This is a genomic window from Erwinia sp. HR93, from assembly GCF_034555055.1.
Lineage (GTDB): Bacteria > Pseudomonadota > Gammaproteobacteria > Enterobacterales > Enterobacteriaceae > Apirhabdus > Apirhabdus apintestini.
Genome location: NZ_JAXUDP010000001.1, coordinates 2,454,123 through 2,479,698, shown reverse-complemented (window position 1 = coordinate 2,479,698; position 25,576 = coordinate 2,454,123). Strand labels below are relative to the sequence as shown.

Here is a 25,576-nt window from a genome sequence, read left to right as displayed (position 1 = left end):
CGAGGCTAACTGCATCACAGACGATGAGCGAATACGTATGAACTCACAGTCCCAGCGCGTACTTCAATGCACGGCGCTTAAGCGGCCCCGCTCGCTCTGCCGCCATCAACCCTAGATTTCGCAATACGCGTACCGGTGCCAGTGGGTGACTGAACCCGGCGTAAAAGAGATCCATGCCACTTTGCATCACATAATTATCAGGCATCCGGCGATGTTGATAGCGTTTTAAAATGGAATACTCGCACCAGACCTCACCGCGATCCCGCGCCCGGGTTAGCGTATCCAGCAGCGCCAGCGCATCGCGATAACCCAAATTCACTCCCTGCCCGGCTAAGGGATGGATGGTATGCGCGGCATCCCCCACTAAAGCTACGCCCGGGGCCACATATTGCAAAGCATGCCGTCGAGTTAGCCCAAATGCACCTGTGGCCATTGGTGTTATCGGGCCAAGCCGCGCGGGGAACGTGGCCATGATTTCATCTTTCAACTGGGGTAATTTAAGCGCCTGCAACTGCCGGATGCGATCTGGAGCGTCATACCAAACCAGCGAAGCCCAGCCGTCAAACAAAGGTAAAAATGCGTGCGGCCCGGAAGGCGTAAAATGCTGCCAGGTCGTTTCACCGGCAGGCGCATCGCAGCGAACGGTAATCAGCATACAAGACTGCCGATATTGCCAGGCGTGCGTACCGATGCCCACCCAATCACGGACCTGAGAGTTAGCGCCATCGGCGCCAATAATTAGCGCTGCCGATAATCTGTCACCATTTTCAAATACCAGCTCACATTCAGCACCGCTTTTACGTCGAAGCGAAGTTACCCGCGCAGGGCAATAAAGTGTGACCTGAGAGTGCGCAGACAAAGCATCCCACAGCGCGCGCTGTAACACATGATTCTCGACCATGAACCCCAATTCCGGCAGCGCCAGTTCCGCCGCATCGAAAATCACGCGTGCGCTATCCCACTCCCAGGTTTCCAGTTTCCGGTATGGATGGCAGCGCATGGCGCAGGCCTGTTGCCAAACCCCCAGCTGCTCCAGAAAATCTACCGATGCCCGGCTAATAGCGGAAACGCGCACGTCTGGCGCCGCGCCAGCGTCAAATACCGGCGGCGGTTCACGCTCAATGACACTAACCTGAAACCCGCGCTGCGCCAGCCCAAGGGCAACGGCCGCGCCAACCATCCCGCCGCCAACCACGGCAACCTCAGTGCGCTGATGCGTCATACTTTATTATCCTCACAGCCTGTTACACCCGGCGTACCAACGATGTTGATGCTCTTAATAAGAAACATCCCGCCGCAAACCGGAGCGCACAAAAGAAAATATCTTGCCTGGTGCTTCCAGTTAACAGCGAAATCGCCCGCCAGGCCAGATGGTTAATTAAGCCCCTTGTGAGTGTACCGGTTTTTTTACCCAAGCGGGACACAAGCGCGCTCTGGTCACAACCTCATCAAAGCATTACAATACGCGCCCTGCATTCTCGATCTGACTCAAGCATGGCTACACTGATGACAAAAAAACTGCACATTAAAACCTGGGGCTGTCAGATGAACGAATATGATTCATCTAAAATGGCTTCCCTGCTGGAAACGACGCACGGCTTAACGCTTACCGACGTCGCAGAAGACGCGGATATTTTATTGCTAAATACCTGTTCAATCCGCGAAAAGGCCCAGGAAAAGGTTTTCCATCAGTTAGGCCGCTGGAAAATGCTTAAGGAAAAGAACCCGAACCTGATTATCGGCGTAGGCGGATGCGTCGCCTCCCAGGAGGGCGACCATATACGCCAGCGCGCCCACTATGTCGATATTATTTTTGGGCCGCAAACGCTGCACCGTCTCCCTGAAATGATTAATCGCGTTAGCGGCGATCGTAGTCCGGTAATGGATATCAGTTTCCCGGAAATCGAAAAATTCGATAGTCTGCCAGAGCCGCGCGCCGAGGGTCCTACCGCGTTTGTCTCTATTATGGAAGGCTGCAATAAATATTGTACCTACTGCGTAGTGCCCTATACCCGCGGGGAGGAAGTCAGCCGCCCGCTGGACGATGTGCTCTATGAAATTGCCCAGCTTGCCGAACAAGGGGTGCGTGAGGTTAATCTGCTAGGGCAAAACGTGAACGCCTGGCGCGGCGCTACCTTCGATGGTGAAATAAGCTCTTTTGCCGAGCTGCTGCGCCTTGTCGCCGCCATTGATGGCATTGACCGTATCCGTTTTACCACCAGCCATCCTATCGAATTCACCGATGATATTGTCGAGGTCTATCGAGATACGCCGGAACTGGTAAGCTTCCTGCACCTGCCGGTGCAAAGCGGGTCAGATCGGGTACTAAACATGATGGGACGCACGCATACCGCACTGGAATATAAAGCTATTATTCGTAAGCTACGTGAAGCGCGCCCGGATATTCAAATAAGCTCTGATTTCATCATCGGCTTCCCGGGGGAAACTCAGGAAGATTTCGAACAAACCATGAAACTCATTGCAGACGTAAACTTTGATATGAGTTTTAGCTTTATTTTCTCCGCGCGCCCGGGTACGCCCGCGGCCGATATGGTTGACGATGTGCCGGAAGAAGAGAAAAAGCAGCGCCTGTATATCCTGCAGGAACGCATCAACCAGCAGGCCGGTGCATGGAGCCGGCGTATGATGGGTTCCGTGCAGCGTATTTTAGTTGAAGGCACTTCGCGGAAAAACGTGATGGAGCTGTCCGGGCGGACTGAAAATAACCGCGTGGTCAATTTCGAAGGCACACCCGATATGATAGGTAAGTTCGTCGACGTTGAAATTGTTGATGTCTTCCCAAACTCGCTGCGCGGCAAAGTTGTGCGTACAGAAGCAGAAATGGGGCTGCGCGTCGTGGAAACGCCCGCCGCAGTCATCGCACGAACCCGTAAAGAAAATGAACTCGGCGTCGGTTTCTATCAGCCATAATAGGTGGATTAAGCGCTCTCTGTCTCTGAACGCCGCTTATGCGGCGTTCAGAGTTTATAACCCTTGTATTTCCACGCCGACACCCAAATATCATTCTCGATGCTTGCGCGCCCGCGTTACGCCATAAATACTTTATCCAGGCCTGCAAGCAGGCGCCGTCATTCACGCTCACCGCCCCGGAAGGGGTCAAGAGGAAAAGTTTGAATACTGAAACACGCGAACTCACGCTGGAGCCGGCAGACAATGCGCGTCTGCTCAGCCTGTGCGGCCCCTTTGATGACAATATTAAGCACCTGGAGCGCCGGCTCGGCGTAGAAATTAATCGCCGCGACAATCAATTCACGCTGACCGGCCGGGCGCTTACGGTGAATGCAGCAGCGGATATCCTGCGCCATCTGTATGTCGACACGGCACCGCTGCGCGGGCAAATTCAGGATATCAACCCGGAGCATATTCACTTAGCCATCAAGGAGTTCCGCGTACTGGAACAGGCTGCTGAAAGCGTCCCGGACTACGGCAAAGCGGTCAATATCAAAACGAAGCGCGGCGTGATTAAGCCCCGCACCCCAAACCAGGCGCAGTATATCGCGCATATACTCGATCATGACATTACCTTCGGCGTAGGTCCGGCAGGGACCGGTAAAACTTATCTTGCCGTCGCTGCCGCCGTGGACGCCCTAGAGCGCCAGGAAATCCGGCGCATTCTGCTCACCCGTCCGGCGGTTGAGGCCGGTGAAAAGCTGGGATTTCTGCCTGGCGATTTAAGTCAGAAAGTCGATCCTTATCTGCGTCCACTCTACGATGCCCTGTTTGAAATGCTCGGTTTTGAGCGCGTCGAAAAACTGATTGAGCGCAATGTCATTGAGGTCGCCCCTCTCGCCTACATGCGTGGGCGTACCCTTAACGATGCGTTTATTATTCTCGATGAAAGTCAAAACACGACTATCGAGCAGATGAAGATGTTCCTGACCCGCATCGGCTTCAATTCTAAAGCCGTTATTACCGGCGATGTGACGCAGATTGACCTGCCGCGAAATACCAAATCAGGGCTGCGCCACGCCATCGAGGTGCTCGCCGAAGTCGACGAAATCAGCTTTAATTTCTTCCACAGTGAAGATGTGGTGCGCCATCCCGTGGTGGCTCGTATCGTTAATGCGTATGAAGCCTGGGAAGAAGCCGAGCAAAAGCGTAAAGCGGAACTTGCCGCAGAGCGTAAACGTGAAGCTCAGGCCGTGGCCGGAAACCTTCAGGAGCCGTCATGAGTCAGGTGATACTCGATTTACAGATAGCCTGCGATCCCCACCCGGCGCTGCCGACGGAGGCGCAAATCCAGCGCTGGCTCGATGCCGCCATCCTGCCTTTTCAGAAAGAGGCCGAAGTGACGGTGCGGCTGGTCGATGAAGCAGAAAGCCATGAGTTGAACCACACCTATCGCGGCAAAGATAAATCGACCAACGTGCTGTCTTTTCCCTTTGAAGCACCGCCGGGCATCGAATTACCGCTGCTCGGCGATCTTGTGATATGCCGCCAGGTCGTGGAGCACGAAGCGCAGGAACAGGATAAACCGCTGGAAGCACACTGGGCGCATATGGTTGTGCACGGCAGCCTGCATCTGCTGGGCTATGACCACATTGATGACAATGAAGCCGAGGAGATGGAAGCGCTGGAAACAGAGATAATGCTTGCGCTCGGCTACACCGATCCGTACATTGCCGAAAAAGCCTGATGGTTGCGGCGGCCACGCTGCCGCATCATTTAGCCAGAATCGCTGCCGCATAAAACCAAACGGGCAGCACCGAATTCACTAACAAGGAACCCCATTCCATACGCCATGAGCGACGATAATTCACACAGTAGTGACACGTCAGGTAAAAAGGGATTTTTCTCCCTCCTCCTCAACCAGCTTTTTCACGGCGAGCCTAAAAACCGTGAAGAACTCCTGACGCTAATCCGTGATTCAGAACAAAATGAGCTTATCGATCAGGACACCCGCGATATGCTCGAAGGGGTTATGGATATCGCCGACCAGCGCGTGCGCGATATCATGATTCCCCGCTCACAGATGATTACGCTGAAACTTAACCAGCCTCTGGACGAATGCCTTGATGTCATTATCGAATCTGCGCACTCCCGTTTTCCGGTCATCAGTGAAGACAAAGATCACATTGAAGGGATTCTTATGGCGAAGGATTTGCTGCCATTTATGCGCAGCGATGCCGAGCCATTTAGCATGGAAAAAGTGTTACGTCCTGCTGTCGTCGTGCCTGAAAGCAAGCGCGTGGACCGTATGCTGAAAGAGTTCCGCTCCCAGCGTTACCATATGGCCATCGTCATTGATGAATTTGGCGGCGTATCAGGCCTGGTCACCATCGAAGATATTCTCGAACTTATCGTGGGTGAAATCGAAGACGAGTATGACGAAGAAGATGATATCGACTTCCGTCAACTTAGCCTTCACGCCTGGAGCGTGCGGGCGCTGGCGTCGATTGAAGATTTCAATGAACACTTCCACACCCAGTTCAGCAATGAAGAAGTGGATACTATCGGCGGGCTGGTTATGCAGGCATTCGGCCATCTTCCCGCACGCGGGGAAACCATCGATATCAACGGTTACCAGTTCCGCGTCGCGATGTCAGACAGCCGTCGTATTATTCAGGTTCACGTACGTATCCCCGACGACTCGCCGACGCCCATACAGGAAGGGTAATTATGGCGCTCCGCTCACTGCTTCAACGCCAGTCAATACGTTTACCGCTGGCGCTACTTTTTGGCGCCAGCGGCACGCTGGCTTTTTCGCCCTATGATTTCTGGCCAGCAGCGCTAATAGCGCTTATCGGGCTGCAGGGATTAACGCTTCATCGCCGCCCGGCGCAGAGTGCTGCCATCGGCTTTGCCTGGGGAATGGGGCTGTTCGGCAGCGGCGTGAACTGGGTGTACGTCAGTATCGCGCAATTCGGCGGCATGCCTGGCCCGGTGAATGTATTTCTCGTCGTGCTGCTAGCGGCCTGGCTATCACTTTATACCGCGCTATTCGCCGGCGTATTAGCTCGTTTCTGGCCGAAAACCTCACTGTGGCGGCTCGCGGTGGCGGCCCCGGCGCTCTGGCAGGTGACTGAGTTTTTACGCGGATGGGTCCTGACCGGTTTCCCCTGGCTTCAATTCGGGTATAGCCAAATCGATGGGCCGTTAAAAGGTCTGGCGCCGCTGCTGGGCGTTACCGCGATTACGATGCTGCTCATGGCGATCGCAGGCCTGTTCACGCTGGGCATCGCGGCCCGCCGCTGGCCTGTTTTTATTGTTGCGCTATTGCTGCTGGCGCTCCCCTGGCCGCTGCGTACCCTACAGTGGTTTCAACCGCAAAACGCACGCAAACAAACCGTAACGCTGGTTCAGGGGAATATTCCCCAGTCGATGAAATGGGAAGAGAGCCAGCTAATTAATACGCTGCGCGTTTATCTTGATTTAACGCGTCCGCATATTGGTCGTTCTGGACTGATTATCTGGCCTGAATCTGCAATCCCAGACCTGGAAATCAATCAACAGCGCCTCCTTACCCGCCTCGATGGTGAGCTGCAGTCTCAGCGTAGCGCGCTGATTACGGGTATTGTCGATGCGCGCCCAAACAGTGTGAGTGCGCGCCAGAATGGGGCGAAAGAGTATGATGTTTACAATACGATAATTACGCTGGGCGCTGGCAATCCTTACGGCTATCAGTCAGTCGATCGCTATCAAAAAAATCATCTGGTGCCTTTTGGCGAATTTGTGCCGCTGGAATCCATTCTGCGCCCGCTGGCGCCGTTTTTCGATTTACCCATGTCTTCATTCAGCCGCGGGGCGTATCGCCAGTCGCCGCTCAAGGCAAACGGTAATACGCTAACCGCAGCAATTTGCTACGAAATTATTCTTGGCCAACAGGTGCGGGATAATTTCCGTCCAGATACCGATTATTTGCTAACGATTTCTAATGATGCCTGGTTTGGGCACTCTATTGGCCCCTGGCAGCATTTTCAAATGGCGCGCATGCGCGCACTGGAACTCGCCCGGCCGCTACTGCGTAGCACCAATAACGGTATTACGGCAATTATCGCTCCCAACGGAGATATCCAGGCTTCGCTACCGCAGTTTACGCGCCAGGCATTAACCGCTCAGGTTACGCCAGGCCGTGGTCTGACACCCTACGCCCGGTTTGGCGATCTGCCGGTATGGATAATTACATTCGTGATGGGCGGTCTGGCGCTGTACACCGCCTGCCGTCGGCGCCAACCCCGCTAACACCTGACTGCGTCTTTATTCCCCCAATAATAGGGTTAAAGACGCGGTTTGGCACAAACATTGCTACTCCCCTCCAGACGCATTTAAAAAAGCGATTTACGGCGCCCAGAGCGCACTTGCACCCGAACGCTCAGCAATATGTGCACGAATAGAGTGCAAGGTTCGGCAGCAGTGCACTTTCACGGTGCGGCACACTTCGCAAATATAAACATTTTATTATCAATATATTTACAATAAACCAAACTAAATGATAATTGATTGGGCGTTATCTTTGCTGCGAAAGCGCAGTGAATCGCCAATAACCATCGCACACGCAAGCGCAAGCCCGCGCATCGCGAATAGGAGTGGATATGCAAATACGTAAACTGGCAGCAGCAATAGCCTTGTTGAGCGCGGGCGCTACGCTCGCACAAACGGCCCAGGCCGCCGGAACGCTGGAAAAAATCGCAGCAAATGGCGTTATTGTGGTTGGCCATCGCGAGTCATCGGTCCCCTTCTCCTATTACGACAACCAGCAAAAAGTGGTTGGCTACTCTCAGGATTATTCAAACGCCATTGTGGCTGCGATTAAAAAGCAGCTTAATAAGCCCGATCTCAAAGTAAAACTGATCCCAATCACCTCGCAAAACCGCATTCCACTATTGCAAAACGGCACCTATGATTTTGAGTGCGGCTCGACGACAAATAATCAGGAACGCCAAAAGCAAGCCGCCTTTTCCGACACGATTTTTGTCGTCGGCACACGCCTGCTCGTGAAAAAAGGCGGCCCTATTCACGATTTCCCCGATCTAAAAGGGAAAACGGTCGTCGTGACTTCCGGCACCACTTCCGAAGTACTGCTGCACAAACTGAACGATGAGAAAAAGATGGGAATGCGCATTATCAGCGCTAAAGATCACGGGGACTCGTTCCGGACCCTGGAAAGCGGGCGCGCCTTTGCATTTATGATGGACGACGCGCTGTTAGCCGGGGAACGCGCCAAAGCGAAGAAGCCTGATAGCTGGGAAATCACCGGTACGCCGCAGTCAAAAGAAGCCTACGGCTGCATGCTACGTAAAGACGACCCTGAATTTAAAAAGCTTATTGATAATGCTATTGCCCAGATTCAAACCAGCGGCGACGCGGAAAAATGGTTTGATAAATGGTTTAAAAATCCCATTCCGCCAAAAAATCTCAACATGAACTTTGCGCTTTCAGAGGATATGCAAGCCCTGTTTAAATCACCAAACGATAAAGCCCTTAACTAAAATAATCGCTCGGCCGCATTACGCCGCGACCCCGCGCCGAATGAAAACGGTGCGATCCGGCATAGCGGCGTTAAGAGCGTCAGACCAACGTCCGTAAGCAGGACAGACAGCATGGCGGTCGGCCGTTCCCCGGCTGCCATGGTAAATCGCTTAGGGTCGGTCATTTCAGGCGGTATTACCGCCCTTTTAAGTCTGGCTCGCGCTGACGTTTCACGCCTGCCACCTTACATGCATCAAATGCATGCTAACAGGCCTGACGCGTGAGCCAGACTGCTATTTTTAGGGAGCTATCTATGTCTATAGACTGGAACTGGGGCATTTTTTTACAGCCAGCCCCCTTTGGCGGCACAACTTATCTGGGCTGGCTATGGAGCGGTTTTCAGGTCACTGTCGCCCTGTCAGTCTCTGCCTGGGTTATCGCTTTTATCATCGGTACTTTCTTTGGCATCTTACGCACGGTACCCAATCGCTTTCTGGCGGGCCTTGGTACCTGCTACGTTGAGTTATTCCGCAATGTGCCGCTTATTGTCCAGTTTTTTACCTGGTATTTAGTTATCCCGGAATTGCTGCCGGAAAATATCGGCATGTGGTTCAAAGCAGAGCTGGCGCCAAATATACAGTTCTTTGTCTCTTCTATGCTCTGCCTCGGATTATTTACCGCCGCGCGCGTTTGCGAGCAGATCCGCGCTGCGATTCAATCCCTGCCGCGTGGGCAACGCAGTGCGGCGCTGGCGATGGGACTGACCCTACCGCAAACTTACCGCTATGTGCTGCTCCCTAACGCGCTACGCGTGGTGATACCGCCAATGACCTCCGAAATGATGAATATGGTCAAAAATTCAGCCATCGCTTCGACCATCGGCCTGGCAGATATGGCGGCTCAGGCAGGAAAACTGCTGGATTATTCGGCGCACGCCTGGGAGTCATTTACCGCCATCACGCTCGCCTACGTATGTATTAACGCGCTGATTATGGGGATGATGCATATTATCGAGCGCAAAGCGCGCCTGCCGGGCAATATAGGAGGGGGCAATTAACATGTATGAGTTCGACTGGAGTTCAATAGCGCCAGCGCTACCCTATCTACTTGATGGAATGGTCATTACGCTGAAAATTACCCTGATAGCCATTCTGGTAGGCATACTTTGGGGCACTATGCTCGCCGTAATGCGGCTATCAAAGCTGCGTATTATCAGCCTCTTTGCCAGCGCCTATGTGAATATCTTCCGTTCTGTGCCTCTGGTGATGGTTTTACTGTGGTTCTATCTGATTGTACCCGGTTTTTTACAGCAGGTATTAGGGGTTTCCCCCAATACGGATATTCGTCTTATCTCAGCAATGACCGCCTTTGCATTATTCGAAGCTGCGTATTACTCAGAGATTATTCGCGCGGGCATTCAAAGCGTATCACAAGGGCAATCCGGCGCCGCGCTTGCGCTAGGCATGACCCACTGGCAATCAATGCAACTGGTGATATTACCGCAGGCATTTCGCGCCATGGTGCCGCTGTTACTGACTCAGGGGATTGTTCTATTTCAGGACACTTCATTGGTGTATGTCCTGAGCCTGGCAGACTTTTTCCGCACCGCGTCTACTATCGGTGAACGGGACGGCACCCAGGTTGAAATGATTCTGTTTGCCGGCGCCGTCTATTTTGTAATTAGCCTCTGCGCCTCTCTTATTGTTAGCTGGCTGAAAAAAAGGACCGTCTCATGATTTCCCTAAAAAATATTTCTAAATGGTATGGCCACTTTCAGGTGCTAACCGACTGCTCGACTGAGGTAAAAAAAGGCGAAGTCGTGGTGGTTTGCGGCCCGTCCGGGTCGGGCAAATCAACGCTAATAAAAACCGTTAACGGACTGGAGCCGGTGCAGGCTGGCGCAATTACGGTTAACGGCACGCGTGTGAATGATAAGCGCACTAATTTGGCGCAGCTCCGTTCCCACGTCGGAATGGTATTCCAGCACTTTGAGCTGTTTCCCCACCTCTCTATTCTTGAAAATTTAACCCTGGCGCAGGTTAAAGTGCTTAAACGCGACAAAAAAACCGCGCGACAAAAAGGCGCCGGGTTACTTGAAAGAGTCGGGCTTTCCGCGCACGCCAATAAATATCCAGCCCAGCTTTCCGGCGGCCAGCAGCAGCGAGTCGCCATTGCCCGAGCTCTGTGTATGGACCCTGTCGCCATGCTTTTCGACGAACCCACTTCGGCGCTCGATCCTGAAATGATTAACGAAGTGCTCGATGTAATGGTGGAACTGGCTCACGAAGGTATGACGATGATGGTGGTCACGCATGAAATGGGCTTTGCGCGTAAAGTTGCTGATCGGGTGATTTTTATGGATGAAGGGAAAATTATTGAAGACTCGCTGAAAGATGATTTTTTTAATAGCCCGCAATCCGCGCGTGCCAAAGACTTCCTGGCCCGTATTCTGCATTAAGACGGGCGCGTTCAGACGTTGCACTTACAACCGTTTCCACGGCGGAGACGGTTGCCCTTCGTTTCGAGTCTATCCAATAGAGACGCTTTCTGTTGTTTCGCCCGGCGGATTAGCAACAACATTAATACTGCCCCTTTCAGCAAAGTCGGACTTACCTCACCGGGCAACCGAACGTTACACTGCGCGCCAGCGCCGGATATTAAGGCTCAAACGGGCGCCGCTGAAACTGGTCGTGTCCGCATTTTGGGCAGCGCGGGAGCACTTCTGGCGTGTAAAAAGCCATAGGATGATGGCACTTCTCGCACACCAAATTTCCCAGCCCCACAACTTCCCCGCTGTGATAAACGCCGTGATGATTAAGGTCCTGAAATACCTCTCGCCATTCCAGTTGCGTTTTATCAGTAACATCAGCCAACTCTTGCCATAGGCTTTCTTTAATAACGCGCATGAAAACACTGTCGCTCTCATCGCGACTTTCCTGGTAGCTCACGGCGAACTCCTCAAGATCGCGCCGTACTGCGCGCGTAATCTCACCGATTTCTGTACGGGTGAGTTCACCGGCATTTGCCATGCGCTGACGCGCGCTTTCAACCAGTGCATCAATATCCCGCTCCCCATTGCGTAACCGCTCGCTGAGCGACGCCACCAGTTCACGATACTGCTGAGCCACTTTTCCCATCGCTTTCCCTCCGAAGTTTGCCAATGCTTGTTAAGCATAGCCGTTAATTCCGTTACTTTGTGTCCGCCTTGCCGTCATCCTGCCCGGCCGCACGCTATAAGGCCGCTGCGCACAATTACCGCGTTCAACGTTTGAAAGGCTGTTGTGGCGCGCATGAATCGGCTATGCTATGGCGATCTACGTTATATACCGTCAACGCTACATTTGTAGCTGTATTCACCACAGGACTACTGGCTGCCATGCAAGAGCAATATCGCCCGGAAGAGATAGAATCTGACGTTCAGCTTCACTGGCAAGAGAAGCGGACATTTGAAGTTAAAGAAGATGCAAGCAAAGAGAAGTATTACTGCCTGTCGATGCTTCCCTATCCTTCCGGCCGACTCCATATGGGCCACGTTCGCAACTATACCATTGGCGATGTTGTCGCTCGTTATCAGCGGATGCTGGGGAAAAATGTATTGCAGCCTATCGGCTGGGACGCATTTGGCCTGCCGGCAGAGGGGGCGGCGGTAAAAAATAATACCGCACCGGCTCCCTGGACGTATGACAACATTGAATACATGAAGAACCAGCTCAAAATGCTGGGCTTCGGCTATGACTGGAGCCGCGAGCTAACGACGTGCAAACCAGAATATTATCGCTGGGAGCAAAAGTTCTTCACTGAACTGTATAAAAAAGGATTGGTTTACAAGAAAACCTCCGCAGTCAACTGGTGCCCTAACGACCAGACCGTACTGGCGAATGAACAGGTTATCGACGGATGCTGCTGGCGCTGTGATACCAAAGTAGAGCGTAAAGAAATCCCCCAGTGGTTTATTAAAATCACCGCTTATGCCGATGAATTATTAAGCGACCTGGATAAACTGGATCACTGGCCAGATACGGTTAAGACTATGCAGCGCAACTGGATTGGGCGCTCTGAGGGCATAGAAATCACCTTCAATGTCGACCGCTACGCTGATACGCTCACCGTCTATACCACGCGCCCGGATACGTTTATGGGCTGCACCTATCTCGCCGTAGCGGCGGGGCATCCGCTGGCGCAGCAGGCGTCTGCTAATAATCCTGAGCTGGCGCAATTTATTGAAGAATGTCGTAATATCCGGGTCGCTGAAGCGGAAATGGCGACCATGGAGAAAAAAGGCGTGGATACCGGCTATAAGGCTATCCATCCGCTCACCGGTGAAGCTATTCCGGTATGGGCTGCAAACTTCGTATTAATGGAGTATGGCACCGGCGCGGTGATGGCCGTACCGGGCCACGATCAGCGTGACTACGAATTCGCCACAAAATACGCGCTGAATATTAAACCGGTTATCCTGGCGGCGGATGGCTCAGAGCCGGATCTCTCTACGCAAGCCCTCACGGAAAAAGGGGTTTTGTTTAATTCAGGCGAATTTGACGGTCTGGACTATGAGGCCGGTTTCAACGCGATCGCCGATAAACTGGCCTCTATGGGCGTTGGCGTGCGTAAAGTGAATTATCGCCTGCGCGACTGGGGCGTTTCCCGCCAGCGCTACTGGGGCGCGCCTATCCCGATGGTCACGCTTGAAGACGGCACAGTAATGCCGACGCCGGACGACCAACTGCCGGTTATCCTGCCGGAAGATGTCACGATGGATGGGATAACAAGCCCTATCAAAGCCGATCCTCAATGGGCGAAAACCACCGTTAATGGTCAGCCTGCGCTGCGTGAAACGGATACTTTCGATACCTTTATGGAATCCTCATGGTACTACGCGCGCTACACCTGCCCGCAGTACCATGAAGGCATGCTGGATCCCAACGCGGCGAACTACTGGTTGCCGGTGGATATCTATATTGGCGGCATTGAACACGCGATAATGCACCTGCTTTACTTCCGTTTCTTCCATAAGCTGCTGCGCGACGCGGGGCTGGTAAACTCCAGTGAGCCAGCGAAGCAGCTGCTGTGCCAGGGAATGGTGCTGGCGGATGCATTTTACTATGTGGGCGATAATGGCGAACGCAACTGGGTATCTCCGGTTGACGCTATCGTTGAGCGCGATGAGAAAGGCCGCATCACTCAGGCGCACGATGCAGCGGGCCATTCGCTGGTTTACACCGGCATGAGCAAAATGTCGAAGTCGAAAAACAACGGTATTGACCCGCAGGTTATGGTTGAACGCTACGGTGCCGACACCGTACGTCTGTTTATGATGTTCGCAGCACCGGCGGATATGACGCTGGAGTGGCAGGAATCAGGCGTAGAAGGCGCTAACCGTTTCCTGAAGCGCCTGTGGAAGCTGGTCTACGAACATACTCAGGGCGGAGCGGCTCCCGCTCTGGATTTAGCTACGTTAAATGATGCACGCAAAGCGCTGCGCTGCGATCTTCATAAAACCATTGCTAAAGTTACCGACGATATTGGCCGCCGCCAGACATTTAACACCGCAATTGCCGCCATCATGGAACTCATGAATAAGCTGGCAAAAGCGCCTCAGCAGGAAGAGCAGGACCGCGCGCTTATGCGGGAGGCGCTGATTGCCGTAGTGCGTATGCTCTATCCGTTTACGCCGCATATCTGCTTTGCGCTATGGCAAACGCTGGGCGGCGAAGGGGATATTGACAACGTTCTCTGGCCGCAGGCTGATGCTCAGGCGATGATCGAAGATACTCGTCTTATCGTGGTGCAGGTTAACGGCAAAGTGCGTGGAAAAATTACCGTCGCGGCGGATGCGACTGAAGCACAGGTTCGTGAGCGTGCAGGCCAGGAGCCGCTGGTTGCAAAATACCTTGACGGAGTTACCGTACGCAAAGTGATTTATGTACCGGGCAAGCTATTGAATCTGGTCGTAGGCTAAGCACAGGAGGAAGCGTGCGCCATTTATTCTCATTAATACTCTCCCTGGCGGTGCTAAGCACCGCCAGCTGTGGACTCCATTTGCGCGGTAACGAACAGGTTCCGCATCAAATGCAGACGCTGATTCTGGACTCGGGCGATCCCTACGGTCCGCTAAGCCGCGCTGTACGCAATCAGTTACGCCTGAGCGGCGTCCAGGTCGTGGAAAAAGACCCTTTGCGCCAGGATGTGCCGTCGCTGCGCCTTGGCGGTGCCAGCATCGGCAAAGATACGGCGTCAGTCTTCCAGGACGGTCGTACTGCCGAATACCAAATGGTGATGACCGTCAGCGCGAAAGTATTGATTCCCGGACACGATATTTATCCTATAAAAACTAAAGTGTACCGCTCTTTCTTTGATAACCCACTGGCAGCGCTCGCTAAAGACGCTGAGCAAGATATGATAATCAAAGAGATGTACGAAAAAGCGGCAGAGCAATTAGTGCGTAAACTGATGGCCGTACACGTTGCCGACGTTCGTCAGACGGAACAGGCGGAAGAAACGCAGGCACCTGCAGATGCATTACCTGGCTCAGACGCTGCTGGCCGCAACGGCGATACGTCAGATTCTGCCGCAGCCGATGATTCTGCCAATACGCCTTTACTGAACGGCTCGCCGACCGGACGCTAATGCTAAAACTGTGGCCGGAACAGCTTCGCGCGCAGCTTAATGAAGGGCTGCGCGCGGCTTATCTACTGCTGGGAAACGATCCGCTACTACTCCAGGAAAGCCAGGACTACATTAGACAACAGGCTCAAAGTCAGGGCTTTTCGGAATACCACGCCTTTCAGGTTGATGTTGCTACCGACTGGGATCCCCTTTTCTCACTCAGCCAGTCGCTGAGCCTGTTTTCCAGCAGACAGATTCTCGCGCTGACGCTACCGGACAACGGCCCCACGGCACCGGTGGCCACTCAGCTAGATAAACTGGTCGATTTACTGCACGAGGATTTACTGCTTATCGTTCGCGGCCCCCGTTTGTCGAAAGCCCAGGAAAATGCGGCCTGGATAACAAAATTACGTCAGCGCGCAATTCAGGTTAATTGCCAGACGCCTGAACAGGCACAGCTTCCCCGCTGGGTATCCACGCGCGCTAAACAGATGCGGTTAGACATCGACGAACCCGCCATCCAGTTGCTGTGCTATTGCTATGAAGGCAATCTGCTGGCGCTCAATCAGGCGCTGGAGCGGCTATCCCTGATATGGCCTGAAGGTAAACTCACGCTACCGCGCGTGGAGCAGGCGGTGAATGATGCCGCACACTTCACGCCTTTTCACTGGGTTGACGCGCTGCTTGCCGGAAAATGTAAGCGTGCGCTACATATCCTGCACCAGTTACGACTTGAGGCCTGTGAGCCGGTAATTCTGATGCGCTCAGTGCAGCGCGAGCTTCTTCAACTGGTCACCCTGAAGCGAGAATCTGCCAATACCCCGCTACGCACGCTTTTTGATAACCAGCGCGTGTGGCAAACCCGTCGACCGCTGTTAACCGACGCACTCACTCGGCTCTCCGATAAAGCACTCTGGCAAGCGGTACATTTACTGTATCAAACTGAACTCACCGTTAAGCAAGACTATGGCCAGTCGGTCTGGAGTGAACTGGAAAGCCTGACGCTATTGCTTTGCCACGGCGCTCTGGCGGATATTTTTATCGATGATTAATGACGCCCTTGCGCCCCTGCTTGCCGTATACGGCGGCACTTTTGATCCCGTGCATTATGGTCATTTACGGCCCGTTGAGGCGCTAGCGCAACTGGCTCAGTTATCCCGAGTAATTATCATGCCGAATAACGTTCCGCCGCACCGACCACAGCCGGTGGCGAACAGCCTTCAGCGTAAAGAGATGGTTGCGCTGGCCATTGCCGACAGACCCCTTTTTGAACTTGATGAACGTGAGCTGCGGCGGTCAACGCCGTCTTATACCGTGGATACGCTAAACGCCATTCGTCAGGAAAAAGGAGCACGACAGCCGCTGGCGTTTATCATCGGCCAGGATTCACTTCTGACGCTCCCGCAGTGGCATCAATATCAGCGTCTGCCGCAGCTATGCCATCTTCTGGTGTGCCGTCGGCCAGGCTACGCGCTGACTATGTCGCAGCCCGAACATCAGGTCTGGCTTAATCAACATCTGACCCAGGATATCCACGAATTGCACCGCAGACCCGCTGGCTGTATCTATCTTGCTGATACGCCGCTGTGGGATATTTCGGCAACGCTTATTCGCCAGCGCCTTGAACAACATCAAACGTGCGACGATTTACTGCCGCCTGCGGTGGCCGACTATATTCAGCGTCAGGGTCTGTATCAACATACAGCAAACGCCTGACCGCTCTGTTATGTCCCATTGACACCACCTCTCAGGCTGCTATTCTCCGCAGCCATAGCGCCGCCGACGGCTTTCATTCTGATAGCGTGTTACAATAATGGCGATGCATTCCCGTGCTCACGATGGGATGATGCATCTCGCCAGCGCGCGGCCTCATACACAGTTACCGACCCAGGGGGAAGACTTGCAGGGTAAAGCACTTCAGGATTTCGTCGTTGATAAAATCGATGACCTTAAAGGGCAGGATATCGTTACGCTGGATGTGCAGGGGAAGTCCAGTATTACCGACTGCATGATTATTTGTACCGGTACCTCCAGTCGCCACGTTGTCTCTATTGCCGATCACGTTGTGCAAACCTCTCGCGCCGCGGGGCTGATGCCGCTTGGCGTTGAGGGCGAAAGCGCCGCGGACTGGGTCGTCGTCGACTTAGGCGACGTGATCGTTCACGTTATGCAAGAAGAGAGCCGTCGTTTGTACGAGCTTGAAAAACTCTGGAGCTAACGCGTGAAGCTCCAGCTCGTGGCCGTCGGCACCCGAATGCCAGACTGGGTGCAAACGGGATTTACCGATTATCTGCGCCGATTTCCAAAAGATATGCCGTTTGAGTTAACGGAAATCCCCGCAGGTAAACGCGGCAAAAACGCGGATATCAAACGTATCCTGGATAAAGAAGGTGAGCTTATGCTCGCCGCTACAGGAAAAGGCAATCGCATCGTTACGCTGGATATTCCAGGGAAGCCCTGGGATACACCGGCGCTGGCGCATGAGCTGGAACGCTGGAAACAGGATGGTCGCGACGTCAGTTTGCTTATTGGCGGCCCGGAAGGCCTCGCCCCCGCCTGTAAAGCCGCAGCCGAGCAAAGCTGGTCTTTGTCTCAATTGACGCTGCCCCATCCACTGGTGCGCGTTTTGGTCGCAGAAAGTCTGTATCGGGCATGGAGCATTACAACTAACCACCCCTATCATCGGGAATAAAGGTAACCAGGCAGATACCACAGCGGATGAAATTACAGAACTCTTTTCGCGATTATTCAGCCGAATCTGCGCTTTTTGTGCGGCGGGCCGTGGTCGCCTTTGTCGGCATATTAATGCTCACGGGCGTGCTTATCGCCAATCTTTATAATCTTCAAATCCGCCGGCACGAAGATTACCAGACGCGATCTAACGAGAACCGCATTAAACTCGTCCCTATTCCGCCAAGCCGTGGGATTATTTACGATAAAAACGGCATTCCCCTGGCGATGAATCGCACCATTTATCAACTGGAAATGATGCCGGAGAAAGTGGATAGCGTGCAAAATACGCTAGACGCGCTGCGCAGCGTGGTCGATTTGTCGGATGACGACATCGCCGGTTTTAAAAAAGAGCGCGCTCGGTCGCATCGATTTACCTCAATTCCGGTAAAAACTAATCTCACCGAAGAGCAGGTTGCCCGCTTTGCGGTTAATCAATACCGTTTTCCCGGCGTGGAAGTGAAAGGCTATAAGCGCCGTTTTTATCCGTTCGGTTCTGCGTTAACCCACGTTATCGGCTATGTTTCAAAAATTAATGACAGAGACGTTACCAGGCTGGAAAAGGAAGGAAAACTGGCCAACTATGCCGCGACCCGAGATATTGGGAAGCTGGGCATCGAACGCTCTTACGAAGAAGTTCTGCACGGGCAAACCGGCTATGAAGAAGTAGAGGTCAATAACAGGGGGCGCGTAATCCGTCAGCTTAAAGAAGTTCCCCCGCTGGCTGGCCACGATATCCAGCTTACTATCGATCTCAAGCTACAGCAGTATATTGAAACCCTGCTGCAGGGAAGCCGCGCCGCCGTTGTGGTGACCGACCCGCGCGATGGTTCGATTCTGGCAATGGTTTCCATGCCGAGCTACGACCCTAATTTATTTGTGAATGGGATTTCCAGCAAGGATTATTCCGCCCTGCTAAAAGATCAGAATACGCCATTGGTTAACCGCGCTACCCAGGGGCTCTATCCGCCCGCTTCTACCGTTAAACCCTACGTTGCCGTCTCCGCGCTCAGCGCCGGCGTTATTACGCGCAATACTTCACTGTTCGATCCCGGTTGGTGGCAGTTACCCGGCTCGGAAAAACGCTATCGCGACTGGAAGAAATGGGGTCACGGGCGTTTGAATGTCACAAAAGCATTAGAAGAATCAGCGGATACCTTTTTCTATCAGGTTGCCTACGATATGGGTATCGACCGGCTCTCAAGCTGGATGGGGAAATTCGGCTACGGCCACCCGAGCGGCGTAGATATTTTTGAAGAATACTCAGGCAATATGCCAACCCGCGAATGGAAGCTTAAACGTTATAAAAAACCCTGGTATCAGGGCGATACCATTCCGGTGGGAATAGGCCAGGGCTACTGGACTGCAACACCGATGCAAATGAATAAAGCGCTGATGACGCTGATTAATGACGGCGTGGTCAAAGTGCCCCATTTCCTGATGAACACAACGATTAACGGCAATAAAGTTGCCTGGCAGCAAACGGATACCACGACGATTGGCGATATCCATTCCGGCTTTTGGGAAATCGCCAAAGACGGGATGTACGGGGTCGCCAACCGCCCAAACGGCACTGCGCATAAATACTTCCAAAGCGCGCCGTATAAAATAGCGGCTAAATCTGGCACCGCGCAGGTCTTTGGCCTCAAGGCAAACGAAACCTATAACGCACATAAAATCGCAGAGCGCCTGCGCGATCATAAATTAATGATTGGTTTTGCGCCGTATAACGCCCCGCGGGTTTCAGTGGCGATGATCCTGGAAAATGGCGGCGCCGGCCCGGCGGTCGGTACCATCATGCGCCAGATCCTCGATCATATTATGCTTGGGGATAACAATACGGACTTACCGGATGCAACGCCGGCAGAAGCCGCGGCAGGGGACCATTGAGATGACTGATAACACCTCAAAAAGAACGTTCTGGGAAAAGATACATATTGACCCTCTGTTTCTGGCAACAATTTTAGCGCTGCTGCTTTATAGCGCACTGGTTATCTGGAGCGCCAGCGGCCAGGATCCGGGAATGACCGAGCGAAAAATTGGCCAAATTATTATGGGGCTGGCAGTAATGATCGTGCTGGCCCAGGTTCCTCCCCGAGTTTATGAAGGCTGGGCACCCTGGCTTTATATCGTCTGTATCATATTACTCGTGGCGGTAGATGCCTTTGGCGCGATTTCTAAGGGCGCGCAGCGCTGGCTAGATTTGGGGATTGTGCGTTTTCAGCCCTCAGAAATCGCTAAAATCGCCGTGCCGCTAATGGTTGCGCGTTTTACTAACCGCGATGTCTGCCCCCCAACCTTTAAAAATACGGTTATTGCGCTATTTCTCATCGTAATGCCGACGCTTCTGGTGGCCGCACAGCCCGATTTAGGCACTTCCATCCTGATCGCCGCCTCCGGCCTGTTCGTGCTGTTTCTTTCGGGCATGAGCTGGCGCCTCATCGGCATCGCAGTATTATTAGTGGCGGCGTTTATCCCCATTCTCTGGTTCTTCCTGATGCATGACTACCAGCGCCAGCGCGTAATGATGCTGCTTGACCCGGAGACCGATCCGCTAGGCGCGGGCTATCATATTATTCAATCTAAAATTGCTATAGGCTCCGGCGGCCTGCGCGGTAAAGGCTGGCTGCATGGCACGCAGTCACAGTTGGAGTTTTTGCCCGAGCGCCACACGGACTTTATTTTTGCCGTGCTGGCTGAAGAGCTGGGATTGGTCGGCGTACTGGTACTGCTCACGCTCTATCTGCTGCTGATTTTACGCGGCTTATGGATAGCCGCCAGGGCGCAAACCACCTTTGGACGCGTTATGGCCGGCGGTTTAATGCTCATATTATTTGTCTATGTTTTTGTTAATATCGGCATGGTGAGCGGTATCTTACCCGTAGTCGGCGTACCATTACCGCTAATTAGCTACGGCGGGTCGGCGTTAATCGTATTGATGGCAGGGTTCGGTATTGTGATGTCAATCCATACCCACAGGAAGATGTTGTCGAAGAGCGTATAAGAGGTAGACGATGCAAAAGCAGTGGATCGGCGTTTGCGTGGCCGCAGGCCTACTCGCCGCTTGTAATACCCCAAATCCGGTGAAACAAGCGCAGGTACCCCCACAACCCGCAGTATGTAACGGACCTGCGGTAGAAATCACCGGGGCTGAGCCACGCTACGAGCCGTTAAATGCCAGCGTCAACCAGGACTATCAGCGCAACGGTGCGACATGGCGTATCGTGCAAAACCCAGCTACCTTTAGCGAAGTCGGGCTGGCAGCGCAATATAGCGAAGCGTTTGATAGTCACGCGACGTCAAGCGGCGAAGCGTATGAAAGTACGCAGCTTACCGCAGCACACCCAACGCTGCCAATACCGAGCTATGCGCGCGTTACTAACCTTGCTAATGGGCGCATGTTAGTGGTACGCATTAACGATAGGGGCCCCTACGAAAGCGGGCGCATTATCACGCTTTCCCAGGCGTCGGCAGACCGGCTGAATACCTCCAACAATACCCGCGTACGAATCGATCCTATTATCGTTGCTCCAGATGGTGCTCTTTCCGGTCCCGGCACCGCATGTACCACTATTGCGAAGCAGACTTACGCGCTTCCGGCACGCCCCGATCTAAACGCCGGGCTGGGCAGTGCGTCCTCCGCGCCCCAGGCTCCACGGCCACAGGGGGAAACGCATGCGATAGACAATGCGTCATTAACGCCAATTATTTCTAATGAAACGCAGACGCCAGTCGCGCAGGCATCATCAACTGCGCCCGTGCAGGCAAACGCTGACCAGCATGCTCCGATGTCAGCCACGCAAAGTGCACCACAGGCCCAAAGCGGTGCACCAGCGACCGCAGCTCCTGACGCAAGAGAAAGCGCAGCATCTGACGGGAGTTATCACGTTCAGGTCGGTGCCGTTAGCGACGCTTCACGGGCAGAGAAATGGCAGCAGGAGCTTAGCCAGCGCTTTTCTATCCCGGGCAGCGTCACGCCAAACGGGAATGTTTACCGCGTGCGCCTTGGGCCTTTTGCCAGTAAAGCCCAGGCTGCGGCGCTACAGCAGCGCCTGATGCACGAGGCGCAACTGCCATCGTTTATTACAGGAAATACAGCGCAATAATCGACCATCCGGCTTTGTGTCAAGTTGCGTAAGTGTTTGTCACAAATACTGCGCAAAGTCGGGTGTCAGCCTATAGCGCATTTGCTATAGTAAATTACTTTTTTCATTCTTATCACGGACGTCGCTTGTTCAGACCATGAGAAACTTTCTTTCATTTCGCCTAATAAAACCCTTAACGTTCACTGCTGCCGTTACGCTTAGCATCGCTGCTCAGGCAGACGATCTGAATATCAAAACCATGATCCCAGGCGTACCGCAGATCGATGCGGAATCCTATATTCTTATCGATTACAACTCCGGAAAAGTGCTGGCTGAGCAAAATGCCGACGCGCGGCGCGATCCGGCTAGTCTGACAAAGATGATGACCAGTTACGTTATCGGGCAGGCGATGAAAGCCGGGAAGTTTAAAGAGAGCGACGCTGTGACTATTGGTCAGGACGCGTGGGCCACTGGCAACCCGGTTTTTAAAGGTTCTTCTCTAATGTTCCTGAAACCGGGTATGGAAGTGCCCGTATCTCAACTGATCCGCGGCATCAATCTACAATCCGGCAATGATGCCTGCGTCGCAATGGCTGATTATGTTGCAGGCAGTCAGGATGCATTTGTCGGGTTGATGAACAATTACGTTTCAGCATTGGGGCTGAAAAATACGCACTTCCAGACCGTGCACGGACTGGACGCTGATGGTCAGTACAGCTCGGCACGCGATATGGCGCTAATTGGCCGCGCGCTTATTCGCGATGTTCCGGAAGAGTATGCAGTTTATAAAGAAAAAGAGTTTACGTTCAACGGGATACGTCAGCTTAATCGTAACGGCCTGCTGTGGGATAAAAATCTGAATGTGGATGGTATAAAAACCGGACATACCAGTAAAGCGGGCTATAACCTTGTCGCCTCTGCAACCGAAGGGCAAATGCGTCTGGTTTCCGCCGTAATGGGCGGACGTACTTTTAAAGGGCGCGAAACGGAAAGTAAGAAACTGCTGACCTGGGGTTTTCGTTTCTTCGAAACGGTGAATCCACTGCGCGCGGGCAAAGAGTTCGCTTCTGAGCCGGCCTGGTTTGGTAATAGCGATCGCGCCTCTTTAGGGGTGGATAAGGATGTTTTCCTGACTATCCCTCGCGGACGAATGAAAGATCTGAAAGCCAGCTATGTATTAAATAACAGTGAATTACATGCACCTCTTCAGAAGAATCAGGTGGTCGGCACCATTAACTTCCAGCTTGACGGGAAAACCGTAGAACAACGCCCGCTGGTCGTACTGCAGGACATTAAAGAAGGCAATATTTTTGGACGTATCGTCGATTATATAAAGCTTATGTTCCATCACTGGTTTGGCTAAATAGTATCCCCCTTGAAAAGGCAACGATCGCCCTCATATACTTCTTAATCCAACAACTCCTGCCTTGTGCAGGAGTTAACTTTTATGTCATGCCGGAGCAACCATGAAAACCAACCTGAAAGACTTGCTTGAGTTCCCCTGTTCTTTTACTTACAAGGTTATGGGTCTGGCGGAGCCGGAGCTGGTTGACAGAGTGATTGAGGTTGTACAACGTCACGCTCCCGGCGATTATTCGCCTGAGGTGAAGCCCAGCGCAAAAGGAAACTACCACTCTGTTTCCATCACTATTAACGCAACCCATATTGAGCAGGTCGAAAAACTCTATGAAGAGCTTGGCGACATCGAGATTGTTCGCCTGGTGCTATAACGCTTTTTACCCGGCGCTTGCCGGGTAATTCCCTCTTCTTTCCTGTATCATACTTTCGAACCAACCTCCTGTTGCCGGAGAAACCGTTTTGTCGCAGGATACTATTCTCATCCGCCAGTTTGGGCTGCAGCCTTACGCCCTGGTCTCCCAGGCCATGCATGAATTCACTGAAACGCGCGACGCGCAAACGCCCGATGAAATCTGGCTGGTCGAACATTATCCGGTATTCACTCAAGGCCAGGCCGGTAAAGCGGAACATATTCTGTCCCCCGGCGATATCCCTGTAATCCAAAGCGACAGAGGCGGACAGGTTACCTATCATGGACCGGGGCAGCAAATCATGTATGTTTTACTCGATTTGAGGCGCCGACAATTAGGCGTGCGGGAACTGGTTACGCTTCTTGAAGACACCGTCATTAATACCCTGACGGCGCTTGGTATTACGTCCCATGCTCGCCCTGATGCGCCTGGCGTATACGTCGATAAGAAAAAAATCTGCTCGCTGGGGCTGCGCATTCGTAGAGGGTATTCATTTCACGGCCTTGCGCTCAATGTCGCCATGGATCTCTCCCCCTTTCAGTGCATTAATCCCTGCGGTTACGCGGGAATGGAAATGACGCAGGTCAGCGAACTAAAACCAGGCGTTACGCCTGCCTTGCTACAGCCCGTGCTATTAAAAAATGCGCTCACTTTGCTGGGAGAGCCTGACTATCAGGTGCTTTCTACTGCGTCAGCAAATATGCCCGGTTAAAGATGTCACGGCCCGATTTGCCGCAGGCACAAAATAACAAATAGTTTACACTTTTTTGCTGTTTCCCTCGCCCGGCGGCTGCTTTCCACTTTTCATAAATGATATACTGCGGTAAATAAATTCAAAAATAGTTGATAAATACGATTACAGTTTTATTTCATACTGTTTACCGCCTGCAGCTCTGCCTGCCTTTTTCGCCACTATTTTTGAGTATCCACGTACACTTTTACTATCCATAACGGGAATACGTACGCTATGAGTAAACCTATCGTCATGGAACGCGGCGTCAAATACCGAGACGCCGACAAAATGGCTCTCATCCCGGTTAAAACCGTGGCGACCGAGCGTCAGGAGCTACTTAGAAAGCCGGAGTGGATGAAAATCAGGCTGCCAGCGGACTCAACGCGGATCCAAAGCATCAAAGCCGCAATGCGTAAAAATGGCCTGCATTCTGTCTGTGAAGAAGCTTCTTGCCCAAATCTGGCGGAATGTTTTAACCACGGCACCGCCACCTTTATGATTCTGGGCGCCATTTGCACCCGTCGTTGTCCGTTTTGCGACGTCGCGCACGGCAGGCCCGTCGCGCCAGATACCGGTGAACCGGCTAAACTTGCACAAACCATTGCTGACATGGCGCTGCGCTACGTCGTCATTACTTCTGTCGATCGGGATGATTTACGTGATGGTGGCGCCGCACATTTTGCCGAATGTATTCGCGCGATTCGTGAGAAAAGCCCGCAGATTAAAATCGAAACGCTGGTGCCGGACTTTCGCGGGCGTATGGATAAAGCGCTCGCATTTCTTAATGAAATACCTCCGGATGTGTTTAATCATAATCTGGAAAACGTCCCGCGCCTGTACCGTCAGGTGCGCCCCGGCGCGGATTACGCATGGTCCTTAAAATTACTGGAGCGCTTTAAAGAGCTGCATCCAGAGCTGCCTACCAAATCAGGATTGATGGTTGGACTTGGGGAAACGAATGAAGAAATTATCGAGGTGATGCGCGATTTGCGTCGGCACGGCGTCACAATGTTAACACTGGGACAATATTTGCAGCCTAGCCGCCATCATTTACCGGTGCAGCGTTACGTCAGGCCAGAAGAGTTTGAAGAAATGAAGTCAGAGGCACTGGCGATGGGTTTTACTCACGCAGCGTGCGGGCCTTTTGTTCGTTCTTCTTACCATGCAGATCTGCAGGCAAAAGGTCTGGAAGTCAAATAACGCAAGTAATACCTGGTAACAGT

Annotated in this window: 24 protein-coding genes; 22 read left to right on the top strand and 2 right to left on the bottom strand. The window is 52.9% G+C overall.

Features of this window, described 5'->3' with window-relative positions:
* Positions 1–43: 43 nt before the first annotated feature.
* On the bottom strand, positions 44–1,222 hold the full coding sequence (gene ubiF, locus SFA31_RS11505; RefSeq protein WP_322838102.1) for a 3-demethoxyubiquinol 3-hydroxylase: 1,179 nt from the start codon (positions 1,220–1,222) through the stop codon (positions 44–46).
* A 284-nt stretch (positions 1,223–1,506) separates the two neighbouring features.
* On the opposite strand from ubiF, the gene miaB reads away from it, so the two are divergent.
* The 9 genes from miaB to SFA31_RS11460 all read left to right on the top strand — a co-directional run bounded on the left by miaB (position 1,507) and on the right by SFA31_RS11460 (position 10,888).
* Positions 1,507–2,931 carry a tRNA (N6-isopentenyl adenosine(37)-C2)-methylthiotransferase MiaB gene (gene miaB, locus SFA31_RS11500; protein ID WP_322838101.1) on the top strand — a complete coding sequence of 475 codons (1,425 nt, stop codon included), beginning with the start codon at positions 1,507–1,509 and terminating at the stop codon, positions 2,929–2,931.
* Between the two features lie 200 nt (positions 2,932–3,131).
* Positions 3,132–4,193, top strand: a complete 1,062-nt coding sequence (locus SFA31_RS11495) for a PhoH family protein (protein ID WP_322838100.1) — start codon at positions 3,132–3,134, stop codon at positions 4,191–4,193.
* A complete protein-coding gene (gene ybeY / locus SFA31_RS11490; RefSeq protein ID WP_322838099.1) occupies positions 4,190–4,657 on the top strand; it encodes an rRNA maturation RNase YbeY in 468 nt (155 codons plus the stop codon). The genes SFA31_RS11495 and ybeY overlap by 4 nt, the downstream gene beginning before the upstream one ends.
* 105 nt (positions 4,658–4,762) lie before the next feature.
* Positions 4,763–5,638: a CNNM family magnesium/cobalt transport protein CorC gene (gene corC, locus SFA31_RS11485; protein ID WP_322838098.1), complete on the top strand. Its 876-nt coding sequence runs from the start codon at positions 4,763–4,765 to the stop codon at positions 5,636–5,638.
* Positions 5,639–5,640: 2 nt separating this feature from the next.
* Positions 5,641–7,203, top strand: coding sequence for an apolipoprotein N-acyltransferase (gene lnt / locus SFA31_RS11480; protein WP_322838097.1), 1,563 nt, complete (start codon positions 5,641–5,643; stop codon positions 7,201–7,203).
* A gap of 350 nt (positions 7,204–7,553) precedes the next feature.
* Positions 7,554–8,450: a glutamate/aspartate ABC transporter substrate-binding protein gene (locus tag SFA31_RS11475; RefSeq protein WP_322838096.1), complete on the top strand. Its 897-nt coding sequence runs from the start codon at positions 7,554–7,556 to the stop codon at positions 8,448–8,450.
* 293 nt (positions 8,451–8,743) lie between these two features.
* Positions 8,744–9,487, top strand: coding sequence for an amino acid ABC transporter permease (locus SFA31_RS11470; protein WP_322838095.1), 744 nt, complete (start codon positions 8,744–8,746; stop codon positions 9,485–9,487).
* A gap of 1 nt (position 9,488) precedes the next feature.
* Entirely contained in the window at positions 9,489–10,166 is a 678-nt protein-coding gene (gene gltK, locus SFA31_RS11465) for a glutamate/aspartate ABC transporter permease GltK (protein WP_322838094.1), read from the top strand.
* Positions 10,163–10,888, top strand: a complete 726-nt coding sequence (locus SFA31_RS11460; protein ID WP_322838093.1) for an amino acid ABC transporter ATP-binding protein — start codon at positions 10,163–10,165, stop codon at positions 10,886–10,888. Before gltK ends, SFA31_RS11460 begins: the two co-directional genes overlap by 4 nt.
* A 199-nt stretch (positions 10,889–11,087) precedes the next feature.
* Here SFA31_RS11460 and SFA31_RS11455 read toward each other — a convergent pair whose 3' ends face one another.
* Positions 11,088–11,567, bottom strand: a complete 480-nt coding sequence (locus tag SFA31_RS11455) for a zinc ribbon-containing protein (protein WP_322838092.1) — start codon at positions 11,565–11,567, stop codon at positions 11,088–11,090.
* A gap of 239 nt (positions 11,568–11,806) precedes the next feature.
* On the opposite strand from SFA31_RS11455, the gene leuS reads away from it, so the two are divergent.
* The 13 genes from leuS to lipA all read left to right on the top strand — a co-directional run bounded on the left by leuS (position 11,807) and on the right by lipA (position 25,553).
* Positions 11,807–14,389 carry a leucine--tRNA ligase gene (gene leuS, locus SFA31_RS11450; protein WP_322839356.1) on the top strand — a complete coding sequence of 861 codons (2,583 nt, stop codon included), beginning with the start codon at positions 11,807–11,809 and terminating at the stop codon, positions 14,387–14,389.
* 14 nt (positions 14,390–14,403) lie between these two features.
* The gene (gene lptE / locus SFA31_RS11445) at positions 14,404–15,057 is read left to right on the top strand and encodes an LPS assembly lipoprotein LptE (RefSeq protein ID WP_322838091.1); all 654 of its coding nucleotides are present in this window, start codon (positions 14,404–14,406) and stop codon (positions 15,055–15,057) included.
* Complete coding sequence (holA, locus tag SFA31_RS11440; RefSeq protein WP_322838090.1) at positions 15,057–16,088, top strand: DNA polymerase III subunit delta; 1,032 nt, start codon at positions 15,057–15,059, stop codon at positions 16,086–16,088. Before lptE ends, holA begins: the two co-directional genes overlap by 1 nt.
* Positions 16,081–16,752 carry a nicotinate-nucleotide adenylyltransferase gene (gene nadD, locus SFA31_RS11435; RefSeq protein WP_322838089.1) on the top strand — a complete coding sequence of 224 codons (672 nt, stop codon included), beginning with the start codon at positions 16,081–16,083 and terminating at the stop codon, positions 16,750–16,752. The genes holA and nadD overlap by 8 nt, the downstream gene beginning before the upstream one ends.
* Positions 16,753–16,936: 184 nt before the next feature.
* Positions 16,937–17,254 carry a ribosome silencing factor gene (gene rsfS, locus SFA31_RS11430; RefSeq protein ID WP_322839355.1) on the top strand — a complete coding sequence of 106 codons (318 nt, stop codon included), beginning with the start codon at positions 16,937–16,939 and terminating at the stop codon, positions 17,252–17,254.
* Between the two features lie 3 nt (positions 17,255–17,257).
* Entirely contained in the window at positions 17,258–17,728 is a 471-nt protein-coding gene (rlmH, locus tag SFA31_RS11425) for a 23S rRNA (pseudouridine(1915)-N(3))-methyltransferase RlmH (RefSeq protein WP_322838088.1), read from the top strand.
* A 26-nt stretch (positions 17,729–17,754) separates the two neighbouring features.
* Positions 17,755–19,656, top strand: a complete 1,902-nt coding sequence (mrdA, locus tag SFA31_RS11420) for a peptidoglycan DD-transpeptidase MrdA (protein WP_322838087.1) — start codon at positions 17,755–17,757, stop codon at positions 19,654–19,656.
* A 1-nt stretch (position 19,657) separates the two neighbouring features.
* Entirely contained in the window at positions 19,658–20,770 is a 1,113-nt protein-coding gene (gene mrdB / locus SFA31_RS11415) for a peptidoglycan glycosyltransferase MrdB (RefSeq protein ID WP_322838086.1), read from the top strand.
* A gap of 10 nt (positions 20,771–20,780) precedes the next feature.
* Positions 20,781–21,872: an endolytic peptidoglycan transglycosylase RlpA gene (gene rlpA / locus SFA31_RS11410; RefSeq protein ID WP_322838085.1), complete on the top strand. Its 1,092-nt coding sequence runs from the start codon at positions 20,781–20,783 to the stop codon at positions 21,870–21,872.
* Positions 21,873–22,008: 136 nt separating this feature from the next.
* On the top strand, positions 22,009–23,214 hold the full coding sequence (gene dacA / locus SFA31_RS11405) for a D-alanyl-D-alanine carboxypeptidase DacA (RefSeq protein WP_322838084.1): 1,206 nt from the start codon (positions 22,009–22,011) through the stop codon (positions 23,212–23,214).
* Between the two features lie 103 nt (positions 23,215–23,317).
* Positions 23,318–23,581 carry a DUF493 family protein YbeD gene (gene ybeD, locus SFA31_RS11400; protein ID WP_322838083.1) on the top strand — a complete coding sequence of 88 codons (264 nt, stop codon included), beginning with the start codon at positions 23,318–23,320 and terminating at the stop codon, positions 23,579–23,581.
* A gap of 88 nt (positions 23,582–23,669) precedes the next feature.
* The gene (lipB, locus tag SFA31_RS11395) at positions 23,670–24,332 is read left to right on the top strand and encodes a lipoyl(octanoyl) transferase LipB (protein ID WP_322838082.1); all 663 of its coding nucleotides are present in this window, start codon (positions 23,670–23,672) and stop codon (positions 24,330–24,332) included.
* A gap of 255 nt (positions 24,333–24,587) precedes the next feature.
* Positions 24,588–25,553, top strand: a complete 966-nt coding sequence (gene lipA / locus SFA31_RS11390; RefSeq protein WP_322838081.1) for a lipoyl synthase — start codon at positions 24,588–24,590, stop codon at positions 25,551–25,553.
* Positions 25,554–25,576 lie beyond the last annotated feature (23 nt).